The sequence below is a fragment of the Streptomyces sp. EDA2-14 genome (assembly GCF_054963755.1).
Genome location: NZ_JBUEGE010000031.1, coordinates 1 through 16043, shown reverse-complemented (window position 1 = coordinate 16043; position 16043 = coordinate 1). Strand labels below are relative to the sequence as shown.

Below are 16043 nucleotides of genomic sequence, written 5' to 3'. Positions count from 1 at the left end.
GGAGATGTCATGACGACACCCACCCCGGTGGAAACCAACGAGACGGAGCTGGCCCGCGAGTGGCGGCTCGAAATCAACATGGGCACCGACACGTCCCCGGACTGGCAGCTTTGCCCTGGCGTCCGGGAGTTCCAGCCGGAGAGCGAGCCCAACATCGAGGACTCGTCCGACTACGACGGCGAGGGCTGGGCCGACAACGAGAAGACCGGGCAGTCGTGGGTGGTCACCGCGACGATCCGCCGCAAGGCCAACAAGGCGTCCAAGGTCTACCACCCCGTACACGAGGCCATCAGGTTGGCGCACTTCGCGTACGGCGACGCGAACAAGGTGCGCCTCCGCTACATGAACCGTGAGGGCCTGCCGGAGGCGTACGAGGGCAAGGCCATCCCGAACTGGCAGCCCCAGGGAGGCGAGTACACCGACCTCGGCGAGGTTGAGATCGAGTTCACCGGCTGCGGCAAGCTCAAGCCGATCGACAACCCGCTCGCGGTGACGCCCTGATGGCCGCCACGTTCGAGGCCCTCGACGACTTCCTCGACGACTACCTGGAGCTGCCCGTGCGCGGCCGCGACGGGGAGGTGCGCACCTATCGGATTCCGTCGCCGACGGCCGAGGACGGGCTCCGCGTCGAGAAGATCACGCGGGCGGCTGCGCGCATGCTCCAGGACGGCACCGAGCCGGACGCCGAGAGCCTGTCCGATGCCGAGGAGCGGGACCTGTACCGGATGCTCCTCGGCGACGTCCACGATCGGCTCCTCGCCGATACCGACTGGTCGCGGTTCAAGCACGCGTCGCTGACCGCCATGTTCTGGGTGACGGCCGACCGCGACACCGCGCAAAAGTACTGGTCCAGTGGTGGCGACCCTTCTCAAGTGGCCCCGAACCGGGCGGCTCGTCGCCAGCAGAAGCGCGCCACTTCGGCGTCGGCTGCGGCGAGTACGACCCGGTCACGGGGCTCTACGAGTGGTACGAGGGCGGCGTCCCAGCGAAGCGGCAAGCAGGCCGCAAAGGCGGGCCGCGGATAACGCTCGACGCGCTGCTCGAACAGTGGCCGCTCGTCGAGGCCGACATGCACGAGGTGTACGGCCTCGACATCTCCACCCCCGGACTCCTTCAAGCCCGCTCGTGGCGGTGGTTCCGCGTCCGCCTGTGGGGCCTGTGCTCGGCCGAGTCCCGCATCTCGCGTCACTTCCAACCCCCGGAGCCCAAGAAGGGCTCCCGCACCCCCAGGAGGTGACCCGTGGCGCTCACCGTCGGCGAGTTGACCGGACTCATCACCCTCGACGACCGAGGCGTCGCCCCCGCCCTGCGTCGCACCGAGGGAGCGCTCCGCTCCACCGGGCAGCGCATGGCCGGGGACGCCGACAGCGCCGGACAGCGGGCCGGGCAGGCGCTCGGCAGCGGGGTAGTACAGGGTGCAGACGGCCGCCTGAGGAACGCGCGCGGGCAGTTCGTGGCGGCCGGACGCCAGATCGGCACGAACGTGGGAGACGGGGCCGCTGACGGTGCAGCGGACGGCGGCGAACGCGCGGCCGGTGCACTGTCCGGGGCCCTGGAGCACGTGAAGGGGCTCCTCATCGGCGGGGCGATCGGTGCCGCGCTGATGAACGGCCTGACGCAGGCCATGGAGCAGTCGCAGGTGGCGGGCCGTCTCGGCGCCCAACTGGGCACGACCCCCGCGGTTGCTCAGCAGTACGGCAAGATCGCGGGAAAGCTGTACGCGAGCGCGGTGACCGAAGACTTCCAGAGCGCCGCGGACACCATCAAGGCCATTGCCTCCGCCGGCCTTGTCCCGCCGCACGCCACGAACGCACAGATTCAGTCCATCGCCGCAAACGCCGCCGACCTGGCCAACGTCATGGAGGTCGACGTGGGCATGGCGGCGAACGCGGCCGGCGCGATGGTGAAGAACGGTCTCGCCAAGAACGGCAAGCAGGCTTTCGACCTGCTCGTCGCGGGATCGAAGGGGCTCGGCCGCTCCGGCGAGGATCTCCTCGAAACGTTCGAGGAGTACAGCCCCGTGTTCAAGGCGGCGGGCCTGTCCGGGAAGACCGCGATGGGCCTCATCCGGCAGGGCATCGAGGGCGGTTGGACCAAGGACACCGACAAGATCGCGGACGCGTTCAAGGAACTCAGCATCCGGGCCACGGAGGGGTCCAAGGGCGCGACCGACGCACTGAAGGGCTTGGGGCTCAACGCCAAGCAGATCGGCGACGACATCGCGGCCGGCGGTTCGCGCGGCGAGGCAGCCATGGGCAAGGTCCTGGACGCCATGCGCGAGGCCGGGCCGGGCAGCCAGAAGGTCAAGCAGGCTGTATCCACCCTGTTCGGTGGGCCTGGTGAGGATCTCGGCGCCGCACTGTTCTCGCTGAACGTCGGCAAGGCGTCCAAGGCGATGGACGGCGCGGGTGGCTCGGCGGACAAGCTCGGGCAGAGCATGCGTGACAACGTCGCCTCGCAGCTCACGGCAGTGAAGCGGACCCTCATGCAGGGCCTGGTGAACGTATTGGGCGCCTACGTCCTGCCCGCGCTGGTCACGGTGTTCGGCTTCATGCAGCAGCACAGCACGACGTTCAAGGTCGTCGCGGGGATCATCACGGGTGTCCTGGTGCCCGCGCTCGTCCTGATGGGCGTCAACGCCACGATCGCCGCGACCCGCACGGCCATCGGCTGGACGACGTCCGGTGCGGCGGCCGTGCGCAGCGCCGGCACACAGGCGCTCGCCGCGGCCCGTGCGGCGGGCGCGTGGGCCATGATGGCGGCCCGCTCGGTCGCCTCGTTCCTGACGATGACGGCTTCGGCCACAGCATCGGCGGCGCGCACGGCCGCCGTGTGGGCGCTGTCGGCGGCCCGTATGGCGGCGACGTGGCTGGTGCAGATCATCCGCGTGGCTGCGACGACCGCAGCCCAGTTCGTCATGATGGCCGCCCGCGCGGTCGCGTGGGCTGCGGTGATGGCCGCGCAGTGGCTGATCGCCATGGGGCCCATCGGCTGGATCATCGCCGCTGTGATCGCCCTGGTCGCTCTCGTGATCGCGAACTGGGACAAGGTGCGGGCGTGGACGCTCGTGGCCTGGAACGCGATCGTCGCCGGGGTAACTGCCGCAGTGAACTGGATCCTTGCTGGCGTTGCCTGGCTCGGCTCGATCCCCGGCAAGATCTCCGAGTGGTTCGGGCAGGCCAAGACGTGGGCGATCACGAAGATGGCCGAGATGGTGATTTGGCTCCAGGGCCTACCGGGCCGGGTCGGTGCGGCGATCTCCGGGCTGCTCGGCACCCTCCGCGACTGGGCCTCCCGCAGCTTCTACGCCTTCTACACGATGGCCCGCGACAAGGTCAGCTCCATGATCGCGTGGGTGCGCGGGCTGCCCGGTCGGATTGCCAGCGCCATCGGCAGCCTGAAAGATCTCTTGGCCGACAAGGGCAGGGATTTGATCTACGGCCTGTACAACGGCGTGCAGCGCATGGGCGGTTGGCTCAAGGACAAGCTGATCGGCTTCGCGAAGTCGATGATCCCCGGACCGATCGCGAAGGCCCTCGGCATTCACAGCCCGTCGCGGCTCATGGCCGACAAGATCGGCCACTGGATCCCGGCCGGCATCGCCAAGGGCGCGGAGGCCAACTCCGGCGTCATCGACCGGACGATGTCCAACCTCGTCTCCACCCCTTCGCCGTCCGCAGCGATGGCCGCAGGCGTGAGCGCAGCCACGGCCGGCAGCGGTGGCGGCGGTGGCGGCTCGTCGACGGTCACTCACCGCGTCGAGCTGGGCGGGGAAATGGGCGACGCGATCGTGTCCGTGATCCGCCAGAAGATCAAGAACAGCGGTCGCGGTGACGTACAGCTCTACCTCGGAAGGGGGTGACTCGTGGCCTTTCCCGAGGACCCGTTGGGGCTCCGCGTCGAGATCAAGGCCGGGTCGTGGACGGACATCACCAGCTCCGTCTACACCCGCGACGCGATCACGCACACGCGCGGGATCCGGTCCGGGGCGACGACGGCGGAACCGGCATCGGTGCCGCTGACGATCAACAACCGCGACGGCCGTTTCTCGCCGAGGAATCCGATGAGCCCGTACTACGGGCTCATCGGCCGCAACACCCCGGTGCGCCTGTCGCTGCCGGGCGCCGACCATTTCCTCGACCTCGACGGCGACCCGGCCAACTACGCCTCGACGCCGAACGTCGCGGCGCTCGACATCCCCGGCAGCCTCGACCTGCGATGGGAGGGCGAGGCGAACTGGCACGGACCCGGCTCCACCATGCTGATCGGGAAGTGGGGCCTGCTCGGGAATCGCTCCTACCACCTGCGGTTGGAGAACGGTGCGCTGTGCCTGCACGTCACCCGCGACGGCCTCTCCGGCCCATGGGCCTCGCGGAGGCTCCCTCCTATGCCTCGGCGCGGGGCCGTCCGCGTCACGCTCGACACCACCGCGCCCGCGGGCGGCTACACCTTCCGGCACTACTGGGCCGAGTCCCTGGCCGGGCCGTGGACGAAGATCGGCACTGACTACTCGGACACCACCCCGGTCACGATCTTCGCGAGCACGGCGCCGCTGGTGATTGCCCCGAGCGACCTGGCGGCGTCGCCGCCCCGACGCGCCCTGGAGGGACGCGTCTACGCGGCAGAGGTCCGTTCCGGGATCAACGGCACGGTCGTCGCCAACCCAGATTTCACGCAGCGCCCCGTCGGCACCGCCACGTTCTCCGACTCCGCCGGCCGCAGCTGGTCGTTCGCGGGCGCGGCCACCGTGTCGGACCGGCAGGATCTGTTCGTCGGGGAGATCGCGTCGTGGCCGCAGAAGTGGGTCGCCAGCGGGGCGGACGTGTGGACGCCCGTGCAGGCGGCCGGCATCCTCCGCCGCTACGGGCAGGGCGTGAAGCCGTTGGACTCCACGCTCAGGCGCCGTATCCCCTCCGGGAAGCCCATCGCGTACTGGCCGATGGAGGAGAACCGCGAGGCCACCCGCGCCTACTCGCCGATCACTGGCGTCACCCCGGCCGCGCTCACCGGCGTTGAGTTCGCCGCCGTCGACACCCTGCCCTCCTCCGGCCCACTGCCGAAGATCGGCGCGGACGGCACCCTGTCCGCGATCGTGCCCGCGCACCCGGACGTCGGACAGTGGCAGGTCGAGATGGTGTACAACGCCGATGGCAAGGAGCCGCCGCAGAGCGGCGACTACGCCGAGGTGATGAGCGTCTCCGCCACCGGCACCGTCCGCCGTCTGGTCGTGAGCATGCGCACCGATGGTGCCCGAATCCAGGGCCTCGACGCCACCGGCGCCGCTCTGTTCACCCTGACCGCGTCCTTCCAATATGTCGCTCCTTTCTACGAGTGGCACCGATTGCGCGTGTGGGCCAGCGAGGCGGGTGACGGTACCTGTACGTGGCAGGTGAGCTGGGAGAACATCACCGGCCGCAGGCAACACCGCTTCTTCACCATGACGGGCTTGGCCGGTCACGTCACAGCGGTCACCGCGACCTGGGGCAAGTTGACGGAGGGGTGGAGCGTCGGCCACATCTCCGTGTTGCCGACCGCGGACAACACTCTCTACGACGGGAGCGACACCGGGTACGCGGGCGAGACCGCGTGGGATCGGATTCGGCGCCTCGCTGACGAGGAGGCCATCCCGGTCGCCCGGACCGCCGGGCCGCTCGACACGCAGCGCGTGGGCCCGCAGCGCCCGGAGACGCTCCTCGCCCTGCTCCAGGAGGCCGCGGACGCTGATGGCGGCATGCTCGTCGAGTCACGTGACCGCCTCGGCCTCCTCTACCGGGATCGCTCCAGCCTCTACACGCAGGAACCGGCGCTCGTACTCGATTACGCGGCCGGGCAGATCGCCGCGGACTCGCTGGAGCCGACGGACGACGACGACGCGACCCGCAACGACATCACGGTCACGCGTACCGCCGGAAGTTCGAGCCGTGCGGTCCTCGAAGAGGGGCCGCTGTCGGTGCAGGCGCCGCCGGACGGGATCGGCCTGTACGACGAGTCGGTCACGCTGAACGTCGCCGACGACGTGCAGCCGCAGTTCATCGCCCCGTGGCTGTTGCATTTGGGCACGTACGACGGGGCCCGCTATCCGTCGGTCACGCTGCGGCTCCACAAGCACCCGGAGCTGATCGAGCAGGTGCTGGCGCTGCGCGAGGGCGACATCCTCCGCATCCTCAACCTGCCTCCCCAGGTGGCGTTCGGGCCGGTGGATCTCCTCATCACCGGCATGTCGGAGACGCTTCTGCCGCGCTCGTGGGTGGTGACGCTGACGTGTGAGCCGGGCGGCCCGTGGATGACCGCGAAGGCCGACCACCCGCAGTACGGGAAGGCGGACACGGACGGCTCCGAGCTGGTTGGCGCAGTCTCCGCGACGGCTACCGCACTGACCGTGCTCACGACGGGATCGCAGTGGACCGACGACCCCAGAGAGACCCCGTTCGACATCTCCATGGGCGGCGAGGTCATCCGAGTGGAAACCGTCGGAAGCACCGTCGTACTGCCTGCGGACTCCTTCTTCGAGAAGGGCATCGACGGCTGGACCGTGGAGAATTCGACGTTGGCCTGGGACCGGTCCGTGTCGCATCCGCGCGGCATCGCGTCGTTGAGGATCACCCCGAACGGGACCAGCGCCGTGATCGGCGCCGCCTCGGCGCTGTCCGCGGTCGGCAGCATCGTCCCCGGGCAGACGTACCGGTCGGGCATGTGGGTGTACTCACCGGTCGCCCTCACGGACGTGCAGCCGACGCTCCACTGGTACAACGCGGCGGGCACGTACCTGTCCACCGGCGGATTGAGCGTCGGCATCCCGGTCCCGGCCGGTCAGTGGACGTGGGTGGAGGCGACGCTGACGGCGCCGGCCAACGCCTCGCGCGGCAAGGCCCGCCCCCGCTTCGGTGGGACGCCCGCGGCTCAGCCCATCTACGTGTGGGCCCCGCGCGCCGTCGTGCCGAGCAGTAGCCCGCTGACCGCGGACTCGTTCGCCCGCACCCTCACCGGGGGGTGGGGGACGTCGTCGAACGGTCAGATGTGGGCCACCTCGGGCGGCAGCGCATCGGACTATCGGATCGGAGGGGCATGACCTGTGGCTGACCTCTACCCCTCGTACGCTGCGCTGGCGGCCGCCGAGGTCGAGGGCACCGCGTACGAGCGGCGCAGCGTCACGGTCCCCGGCGCCACCTGGTGCTCGATCGCCATCCACGGCGGCGGCATCGAGGCGGGGTCCGGGGAGCTGGCGCGTGCCGTCGGCGACGGCCTGATGACCTTCTACGAGTTCGCCGGCATCAAGTCCTCGGGCAACACGGACCTGCACGTCACCAGCACTCATTTCGACGAGCCGATCTGCGAGGGCATCGTCCACAACGCGCGACGCTGCCTGTCGTTCCACGGCTTCGCCGGAACGGATGGCGTCGCCGAGACCGCGATCGGCGGCCTCGACACCGCGCTGATCGCCCGCATCACCGCGAACCTGACCGCGGCGGGGTTCTCCGTCAGCAACGCGCCGTCGGAGATCGCAGGCGACGACTTGAACAACATCTGCAACGAGACGGTGCTCTCGGTGGGCGTGCAGCTGGAGTTGAGCCGAGCGCAGCGCGCGGCGTTCTTCCCGAACGGCGACCTCACTCGCGCCATGCGGGACAGTGGCCAGCGCACCGCGGCGTTCACCGCCTACGCGGCCGCAGTACGCAAGGCGTTCCAGGGGCACGGCGTCGTCGCCCTGGGCAGCATCAACAGCTCCCGCTACTGCCTGGTGCCCGCGACCACGCCGAACGCCGACCTGACCGCCACCGTGTCCACCGACAAGCTGGCCACCGGCGGCGGCCACTTCCTCGCCCTGGTCGCCCGCTACCAGGACGCCAGCAACATGTACCTGGCCCGTCTGGAGTTCAGCACCAGCAAGGCCGTCATCCTCACCCTGCGCAAGCGCATCGGCGGCACCGAGACGTTCCTCGTGCAGCGCACCACCGGACTCACGCACGCACCAGACCGCGCGTTCCGGATCCGCTTCCAGACGGACGGCACCACCCTGCGCGCCAAGGCGTGGCAGGCCAGCGATCCGGAGCCCTCCACCTGGCAACTGGAGACCACGGACGGCGACCTCACCGCAACCGGCCAGATCGGCATGCGGTCGATCCTGTCGTCCGCCAACACCAACGCCCTTCCCGTCACCGCCGCATGGGCCGACTTCTCGAACGACGTCCCACCACCGCAGACCTTCGCTGTCACGCGCTCCGTGAACGGCGTCCTCAAGGCGCACCAGGCGGGCACCCCCCTCTCTCTCGCCCGACCGGCGATCGCATCCCTGTAGGAGGCACTCTTGGCTACCCCTGTGGAGTGGAAGCCCGGCATGGACATCACGGCCGGGCGTCTGGAGTCCATGAACCAGAGGCAACAGTTCATGGTCACCAATTACGGGGCCGACGCGTCCGGCGGCACCAACTCCTCGCCCGGCATCCAGGCCGCGCTCAATGCGGCGAGGGACCTCGGCGGCGCGCAGGTGCTCGTGCCGCCGGGCGTGTATCTGATCGGGCAGACGCTCCGCATCTACTCCAACACCCGGTTGACCTTGATGCAGGGCGCCGAGTTCCGACGCAATGTCGCCGGCACGATGCTCATCAACGGGGACAGCGGCCAGGCCCTCGGTGGGTACAGCGGTCACTCCCGGATCACTATCGAGGGCGGCCTGTGGAACATGCGAGGCACCACGTCGGGGCTCACCGGCGCCGCCATGTGCATCAGCATCGGGCACGCCACGGACATCGTGATTCGGGACCTGGAGGTCCGGGACGTCAGCGGCTACCACGCCATCGAGCTCAACTCGACGTCGCACGGCACGATCACTGGCTGCCAGTTCCGCGGCTACGTCGACAACACCGCCGACAAGAGCCGCGGCTTTTCCGAGGCGGTGCAGCTCGACCTCGCCAAGGGCGCGGAGGAATTTGGTGGCTTCGGCCCGTACGACCACACTCCGTGCCAAGACATCTTGGTGAGCGGCTGTCACTTCGGGAACTCGGACACGTCCGGGACGACGGCGTGGCCGCGCGGTGTGGGCTCGCACTCGGCGACGATCGGACGCTGGCACCGCCGGATCAGGATCGCGAACAACAGCTTCGAGGGCCTGCTCCAGTACGCGATCAGCGCCTACGTCTACGAGGATCTGACTGTCGTCGGCAACGCGTTCGTGGGCTGCGGCTCGGGTGTCCGGCTGCGGTCCAACATCCTCACGGACTCGAAGGACACGAGCGACGTCAACGGCGTGGACACCAAGGCGTCCCAGCCAATGCGCAACCTGACGATCGTCGGCAACACCTTCCGGGACATGGGCACGTACGCGGACGCCATCGAGGCCCGCGGCGAGACCTCCGGCACGATCCTCAACGTCGCTATCTCCGGCAACGTCTTCGACGGCACCGGAACGACCGCGAACGGCATCCGCCTCCAGTACGTCGAGCGAACCTCGGTCACCGGCAACGCGGTCGCCAACATCGGCAACACCGGCATCTCGATGGAGGCATGCAACCGGGTCACCGTCGGCTCCAACCAGTGCACCTGGGGCCACGGCTACGGCATCACCGCCGTCAACTGCACGCAGGTCACGATCGCCGACAATCAGGTCTGCTACCCGGGCAAGGGCGGCATCCTCGTCGACGAAGGCAGTTCCGACGTCCACATCCGCGGCAACTTCCTGAAGGGATTCAGCCGCGACTCCAACGGAACGTACTGGGGCATCAACGTCACGGGCGGCTCGTCCTCGATCTCGATCACGGGCAACAAGGCCCGCCCGTACGGCAGTACGCCGGAGGGAGCCGGGGGCCTGCGCCTGGCCGGGGTGAGCGGGACGACGCCGGCCGTGAATCTGGTCCACCGGTTCGGCAACGACTGGCGGGGATCGACGTGGGGAACGGGCGCGGTGTCCGACAGCTCCACGAACGCGAGTACGGCCTCGGCTGACCTGGCCTCCTGAACTTCCCTGCACCACTTGTACGCCCCGCGCCGCTGGCCGGGGCTCTCTTCTTATCTGGAGTCTCATGGCTCGGCTTTCCAGCGCCACATGGCGCCCGATCCCCACCAACTACACCAAGGGCGGTCAGGCGTCCGTGCGCGGTGTCGTCGTCCACATCATGGCCGGCACCCTCGCCGGGACCGACAGCTGGTTCCGGAACAGCCGGGCGCAGGCATCGTCACACTTCGGCACCGGGAAGACCGGGGCGCTCTACCAGTGGGTGGACACCGCCGACCGCGCATGGGCGCAGGCCAGCGGCAACAGCTCGTGGCTCTCGGTCGAGAACGAGGGTCAGGGCGGCGACACCCTGACCGAGGCGCAGCTCAACGCGAACGCCGAAGTCCTCGCATGGGCCCACAAGACGTACGCCGTGCCCCTTCAGATCGCCTCGTCGCCGAGCGGCAAGGGCCTCGGCTACCACGCGATGGGCGGCTCCTCCTGGGGCGGGCACACCTCGTGCCCCGGCCCGCGCATCGTCGCCCAGCTTCCGGAAATCGTGGCCCGAGCGAAGCGGCTCGTGGCCGGCCAGAGTATCGAGGAGGACCCCTTGGCGGGTTGGACCAAGCAGGACATCTACAACGCGGTGTGGCGCACGGACGCTGTCCCCGCGCCGAGCACGTCGACCACGATCAAGACGAACCCGACGTGGGAGGCGGTCAGCGTCCTCTCGGACATCGCGAACCGCGTGCGCGCGACGCAGACCACGGTGAACGCGCAGAACGCGACGATCAAGACGCTCGCGCAGGCCCTCGCCGACCGCGGCGACCCGGTCGACGTCGACGCGCTCATGAAGCGCATTAGCGAGGCCATCGAGTCCGTGACCGTCCGCCTCGACGTCGACACCGAGAAGTAAGGGGGCCTGGACATGATGACGCTTGCCTTCTGGAAGGCCACGTTCGAGCGGATGATCCGCACGTTCGCGCAGGCCGTGCTCGCGCTGGTCACCGGCGACGGGCTCGGCATCCTCGACGTCGATTGGGGCGCGGCCCTGTCGGTGGGCGGCCTCGCCGCGCTCGCCGCCCTGCTTACCGCGGTCGTGGCGAGCGGCGGCACGACCGGCCCCGGCATCACGGAGACCGTGGCCACCGCGGACACTCCGCGCGGCCCGACGAGTATCTGATCCCCCTGTTCCGCAACTGGCCGTGATGGAGGGGGTACTACGTGGACGGAGCGACGCTCGGCGCGGTCGGCAGCATCGTCGTCGGGCTCGCTGCGGCCACGGCCGCCATCATCGGCCAGCGCGGCGCCAACCGGGCCTCACAGTCCGGGGCCGTGTTCGGCGGCTACTCGTCGCTCGTCGACAACCTCCAGGAGGAACGCAACAAGCTCGGCGAGAAGCTCGCCGAGAACGAGCGCCTCCTCGCCGCCGCGTACCGCGAGCTCGCCGAAGCCCGAACGGAGAAGGCCGAGTTGTTGACCGAGATCGGCGGCCTTCGCGACGAGAACCGTCGGCTACGCGAGCAGCTCGCCGAGTTGGGAGGTCAACGGACGTGACGGGACGCCACGCACAGCCGCTCCTCGCCCGCCGTTGGCGTCCGCTCATGCTCGCCGCGGTGCTCCTCGTCCTGTCCGGCGCAATCGTGCTCGTGTGGCTGCGTATCGACGCGGAGTCGAGCCGCGCGGACCGGTTCGGCGAGGAGGCTGCGCGGCGAGGCCATGCGGTGACGACGCTCGCCGAGGACGTACGGATCCTGCGGAAGCAGGTGAGGGCGGAGGGTGGGACGCCGGCCGCGCCGGATCCGTCTCGGGCGGTCGACCTGCCGGAGAAGGTGGGCGATCCGGTGCTCGTGCCGGGCCCGCGGGGGCAGCGTGGGGCGTCGGGGAAGCCGGCGCCGACGTTGACGCCGTCCCCGGGCGCGCAGGGGTCGCCTGGTGCACCGGGCGTTCCGGGTGCGGACTCGACGGTGCCGGGGCCGGGCTCGACCGTGCCGGGCCCGTCCGGGCCTCCAGGCCCCTCAGGGCAGAACGGTGCGGACGGCAAGGACGGGACGAACGGCACGACGGAGTGTCCGACCGGCTACTCGTGGCAGGCGCCGGCCAGCGATCCTGATGCGCTGGTGTGCCGTCGGGTGGGCGCAGCCCCGCCGGAGCAGCCGGAGCCTTCGCCGTCGGAGTCTCAGCCTCTGGCCTTGGCACTTGATCCGCAACGGCGCCAGTACGCATGACTTGGCCCCCATCGCCTTCGGGTGGTGGGGGCCGTTTCGTCATGCCCGATTGCGCGCAATCGGCAACCAGGGAGCGTGATCTGCAATCCTCAACAATCCGCGCCCGCCCACCAAGCGGTATGGCGCATTCTGATTGCCCAACACCCGCTGACGGAGGACGACATGACCCTACGGTTCATCGGCACCAACAGCGACGATGGCGACTGCCCCACCCTGTACGAGATCCCGGAGACCGAGGAGGTGCTCGTCCAGGGCGACATCGAGACCGACCCCGAGCACCTCGCCGCGCTGCGCGACGTGAAGCCGTCCGAGTCGTTCGTACGCGTCCCCCGCGAACTCCTCACCCGCTACGCGCCGCGCGAGGCCGCGCCCGACCTCGTCCCGTTCAAGGAGATCAGCCACCTGTTCCGCGAGTTCCGGCACACCGCCTGGCGCCTGGAGACCCGCCGCGGCTACGCCTCCGACCGCAACAGCCCGAAGTGGGACCGCTGGCGAGCGGGCGAGAACATCGCCGCCGACCCGGCCAACGCGTGGCGCGAGAACGTCCAGGCCCAGACCGCACAGGGGAAGCGGTTCGAACGGGTCCGCCTCGTCGACGAACCGGCCACGGAAGGGCAGCGGTTTCTCGCCGCAAGCGCGCCGAGCAACATCGCCGCGGGGGAGGACATCCGCCACCTCACGCGCGCGCAGGCCGAGCGACTCCGGCTCCCTGACTACGACTTCTGGCTGTTCGACTCACAGATCCTCGCCCGGTTCGCGTTCGACGACGCGGACACCACCCTCGGCGTCTACGTCACCGAGGACCCCGCCGAAGTCCTCGCCGCCTGCCAGGCCCGCGACGCCGCATGGCACCACGCTCTGCCTGCACCCGAGTTTGAGCAGCGGGTACGTTCCCGTATGTGAGTAGTGACTTCCAGGAGGCCCGGCAGATCCTCGGCGCACGGCTCAGCGAGCTGCGCACCGAGGCGGGCATGGAGGGAAAAGACCTCGCGGCCAAGCTGGGATGGCAGCCCTCCAAGGTGAGCCGCCTCCAGACCGGCAGACAGACCGCGAAGGCCGCGGACATCGCCGAGTGGGTCGTCGCGGTTGGCCGGCCGGACGTCGAGCCCGAACTCCAGGGGCTGCGCGCCGGCGTCGAGCTGAAGCACCGCACGTGGCGCCGCCAGCTCGCGGGCGGGCACGCCGAGCGACAGAAGCTCGCGATCCGCGAGACGGAAGCGACCCGCCTGATCCGGGCGTTCGAGGTCGCCCGCATCCCCGGCCTGTTGCAGACCCGCGAGTACGCGCGCGTCATCTTCGACTCGAACGCCGCCTTCCGTCAGATCCCGCCCACGACCGACAAGGCCGTGGAGAACCGCATGCGCCGCCAAGAGGCACTGTACGAACCGGGCCGCGAGTTCCGATTCCTGCTGTGCGAGGCCGCGCTCTACCACCGCTCGTGCCCGAAGGACGCGATGGCCGCCCAGCTCGACCGCCTGTACAACGTGGTCGGCCAGCCCCAAGTCGACCTCGCCGTGATCCCGTTCGGCGCCGAGCTGCGCCGCACCGCCGCGCACAGCTTCTGGATCTACGACCGGAGGCAGGTGATCGTCGAGACGATCACCGAGGAACTGTGGCTCACGGCCGAGGAGGACATCCGCCTGTACGAACGGGCGTGGGACTGGCTCACCGAGTCCGCCGAACGTGGCCCGATCGCCCGCCGTCTAATCGGCCGCGCGAGGGCAGCGCTCGACCTCGCATGAACAACCCGCGCAACTGACGCACCGTTAAATGCAATCAAGCGCAATCGATCAACAACCGCGTCTGCCGCGCCCCTACGTTCCTGGACATGGCAGCAAAACGTCGCGCAACCAACCACCCTCCCGGCGATGCGTGGCTTGCCGACCGCACCGGGCACGCACGCCTCGTGCACGAGGTGTGGTCAGTAGGCGGGCTCGCCCCTATCCGCTGCACGCAGTGGCTCGCCGCCGAGGCCCAACTCGTCGCGGCCCTGGAGGCGCGAAAGCGAATCCCCGTCAAGGCGCGCGGGCCACTGCTCCTCGACTCCGGGCTCGACGTCGCATGGTGGCTCGTCCCGCTGGACGCCGACGCCGAACTCGCCGACGTCCGATCCCTCACCGTCCACTCCTACGGCTGGCCGCTGCACTGCCCGCCGACCCAAACCCGCGCCTGCGACCGGTTCTGGCTCGACACCCCGGACGGCTCCGGAGCGCTCACCGATCCCGCCTACCTGGCCGCGGCATTCGGCCCCGCCGCCAGCTCAATTCGCGCGGAGGCATTCGGATGACCCCACGAACAGCACCACCCCGGGCGGCCGTCGAGCCGAGCCTCGTGGCCGTACCGGACGTCGGCACACTGTCCGAGCCTCAGGTGTGCGGGCGGAGCTGCGTGTGGTGCAGCCGCGCCCTCGCAGTGGGCCACAGCGTCGACCTCGGCGAACGCGACGACCAGGAGACCGGACGGCACTGGTTCCCGCGCGGCTGCCCGACCTGCACAGCAGGCGAAGCGTACGAGCAGCTCCTCGACCACGCCTCCAAGTGCGAGCAGTGCGCCGACAACGGGGCATTGTGCCCGGCCTCAGCCGAGCTGCGACGAACGATCAAAGAAGGCCGAGCACATTGACCATCGACCGCGGGCGCCTCTGCTGGAGGTGCCAGAAACCGATCCGGTCCGGCGACGAGGCGGACACTCTCCCGATGTTCACCAACTCCGGCGCCGGCCCCAACGTGGACATCCACCGCACGTGCCCCGCGCCCCCGCCCGCCCAGCAGACGGCGCCTGTCGGGCGGCGCAAGCGCCGTTGACCAACCGACCATCAGCTCCCGGCGTCGGCCTCACCACGGGTCCCCGTCGCCGGGCAGGTGCGGCCGTCCCGTGCCCGTGATCCGGGGCGGCCGCGTCGAGCACCCGCGCAACAGCCCCCTGGGGCGCGGGAGGGCGGCGGCACGACGGCGGTCAAGTGCCGCCGCCCATCTAACGAGCGCCTTCCTCCACCGCTACACGAGATCGCGGAGCGGGATGCCGAGCGCGTCGGCGATGCGGACGAGACTGTCGAAGAAGGGAGAGGCGTGGCCCTGCTCGATGCGGTTGATGGCCTGCCGGTCGAGGCCGGCGCGCTCGGCGAGAGTCTCTTGGGTGAGGTTCGCGTGGAGGCGTGCGGCCCGGATGCGGTCGCCGAGGGCTCGCCGGGCGGCGAGGACGCGTGGCGATGGCGGGGCGGGCGGCACCCGTCAACGCTCACCCGATCATGATCAACAGTCTGTATCGTCGACCGTACATTTTTGGATCACGAATCGACCAAGTGTGCAAGCCCTGTACGAACCTGACCCACGGTCGAGTGATTCGAAGTTCAAGGACGATGGTTCGAGGTAGTCAGCCCTCGGCGCGCATATGACCCGCGCCCATGATCCGCCCTCAGGCTGCGAATGAGGGCCTAGCGGCACCCCTGCCGGATGTACGCCCGTCCGTCTGACAGGGGTGCTGCGTCATGTTGTTGTCAAGCCTTCGGCCGCATTGTCGCCGGGGCACGCCGTGTGCCTCTACCGTGAATCGCAACGGCCCCCGTCGACAATCGCGACGGGGGCCGTGGCCTGTGGACCGGACCTCCCCGCCCGGAACCACAGGATGAGACGAGCGCCCGTCTGGCGCGCGTGGGGAGACGCACCAGCCCTCGTCACACGGAGGACTGTAGGGGGTCACGCGATGCGACTCATTCCCCCGAACGGGTGACCACCGAGCATGATCGCCGGGGGGTGTGGCATCCGTGTGGCATCCGGTCATGGAACAGGCCCCCCGTTCGAACGAACGAGGGGCCCGTCTACTCCCTGACCTGCGGTGCAGGCTGTGCCCCCGGCAGGATTCGAACCTGCGACACCCGCTTTAGGAGA

Annotated in this window: 16 protein-coding genes; 15 read left to right on the top strand and 1 reads right to left on the bottom strand. The window is 69.7% G+C overall.

Features of this window, described 5'->3' with window-relative positions; all coding sequences use genetic code 11:
• The first annotated feature begins 9 nt into the window (after nt 1–9).
• The 15 genes from ACY34M_RS40090 to ACY34M_RS40020 all read left to right on the top strand — a co-directional run bounded on the left by ACY34M_RS40090 (nt 10) and on the right by ACY34M_RS40020 (nt 14778).
• Nucleotides 10–501: a phage tail tube protein gene (locus ACY34M_RS40090; protein WP_462723619.1), complete on the top strand. Its 492-nt coding sequence runs from the start codon at nt 10–12 to the stop codon at nt 499–501.
• Nucleotides 501–1025 carry a DUF7426 family protein gene (locus ACY34M_RS40085; protein WP_462723618.1) on the top strand — a complete coding sequence of 175 codons (525 nt, stop codon included), beginning with the start codon at nt 501–503 and terminating at the stop codon, nt 1023–1025. Before ACY34M_RS40090 ends, ACY34M_RS40085 begins: the two co-directional genes overlap by 1 nt.
• A gap of 44 nt (nt 1026–1069) precedes the next feature.
• A complete protein-coding gene (locus ACY34M_RS40080; RefSeq protein WP_462723617.1) occupies nt 1070–1237 on the top strand; it encodes a hypothetical protein in 168 nt (55 codons plus the stop codon).
• Nucleotides 1238–1240: 3 nt separating this feature from the next.
• Nucleotides 1241–3862, top strand: a complete 2622-nt coding sequence (locus ACY34M_RS40075; RefSeq protein ID WP_462723616.1) for a phage tail tape measure protein — start codon at nt 1241–1243, stop codon at nt 3860–3862.
• Nucleotides 3863–3865: 3 nt separating this feature from the next.
• Nucleotides 3866–7069 carry a carbohydrate binding domain-containing protein gene (locus tag ACY34M_RS40070; RefSeq protein WP_462723615.1) on the top strand — a complete coding sequence of 1068 codons (3204 nt, stop codon included), beginning with the start codon at nt 3866–3868 and terminating at the stop codon, nt 7067–7069.
• Between the two features lie 3 nt (nt 7070–7072).
• On the top strand, nt 7073–8296 hold the full coding sequence (locus tag ACY34M_RS40065; protein WP_462723614.1) for a poly-gamma-glutamate hydrolase family protein: 1224 nt from the start codon (nt 7073–7075) through the stop codon (nt 8294–8296).
• 9 nt (nt 8297–8305) lie between these two features.
• The gene (locus tag ACY34M_RS40060; protein WP_462723613.1) at nt 8306–9952 is read left to right on the top strand and encodes a right-handed parallel beta-helix repeat-containing protein; all 1647 of its coding nucleotides are present in this window, start codon (nt 8306–8308) and stop codon (nt 9950–9952) included.
• A 64-nt stretch (nt 9953–10016) separates the two neighbouring features.
• Entirely contained in the window at nt 10017–10844 is an 828-nt protein-coding gene (locus tag ACY34M_RS40055) for a peptidoglycan recognition protein family protein (RefSeq protein ID WP_462723612.1), read from the top strand.
• A 12-nt stretch (nt 10845–10856) separates the two neighbouring features.
• Nucleotides 10857–11111 carry a holin gene (locus ACY34M_RS40050; protein ID WP_462723611.1) on the top strand — a complete coding sequence of 85 codons (255 nt, stop codon included), beginning with the start codon at nt 10857–10859 and terminating at the stop codon, nt 11109–11111.
• 41 nt (nt 11112–11152) lie between these two features.
• On the top strand, nt 11153–11485 hold the full coding sequence (locus ACY34M_RS40045) for a hypothetical protein (protein WP_462723610.1): 333 nt from the start codon (nt 11153–11155) through the stop codon (nt 11483–11485).
• Nucleotides 11486–11532: 47 nt separating this feature from the next.
• The gene (locus ACY34M_RS40040; protein ID WP_462723609.1) at nt 11533–12156 is read left to right on the top strand and encodes a collagen-like domain-containing protein; all 624 of its coding nucleotides are present in this window, start codon (nt 11533–11535) and stop codon (nt 12154–12156) included.
• Between the two features lie 162 nt (nt 12157–12318).
• Nucleotides 12319–13059: a DUF6879 family protein gene (locus ACY34M_RS40035; RefSeq protein WP_462723608.1), complete on the top strand. Its 741-nt coding sequence runs from the start codon at nt 12319–12321 to the stop codon at nt 13057–13059.
• Nucleotides 13056–13898: a helix-turn-helix domain-containing protein gene (locus tag ACY34M_RS40030; protein WP_462723607.1), complete on the top strand. Its 843-nt coding sequence runs from the start codon at nt 13056–13058 to the stop codon at nt 13896–13898. Before ACY34M_RS40035 ends, ACY34M_RS40030 begins: the two co-directional genes overlap by 4 nt.
• Nucleotides 13899–13984: 86 nt before the next feature.
• Complete coding sequence (locus tag ACY34M_RS40025; protein ID WP_462723606.1) at nt 13985–14443, top strand: hypothetical protein; 459 nt, start codon at nt 13985–13987, stop codon at nt 14441–14443.
• Nucleotides 14440–14778, top strand: a complete 339-nt coding sequence (locus tag ACY34M_RS40020) for a hypothetical protein (protein ID WP_462723605.1) — start codon at nt 14440–14442, stop codon at nt 14776–14778. Before ACY34M_RS40025 ends, ACY34M_RS40020 begins: the two co-directional genes overlap by 4 nt.
• Before the next feature lie 374 nt (nt 14779–15152).
• Here ACY34M_RS40020 and ACY34M_RS40015 read toward each other — a convergent pair whose 3' ends face one another.
• Nucleotides 15153–15383 (bottom strand): helix-turn-helix domain-containing protein, encoded by a 231-nt coding sequence (locus tag ACY34M_RS40015; RefSeq protein WP_462723604.1) that lies wholly within the window; start codon nt 15381–15383, stop codon nt 15153–15155.
• Nucleotides 15384–16043: the final 660 nt, after the last annotated feature.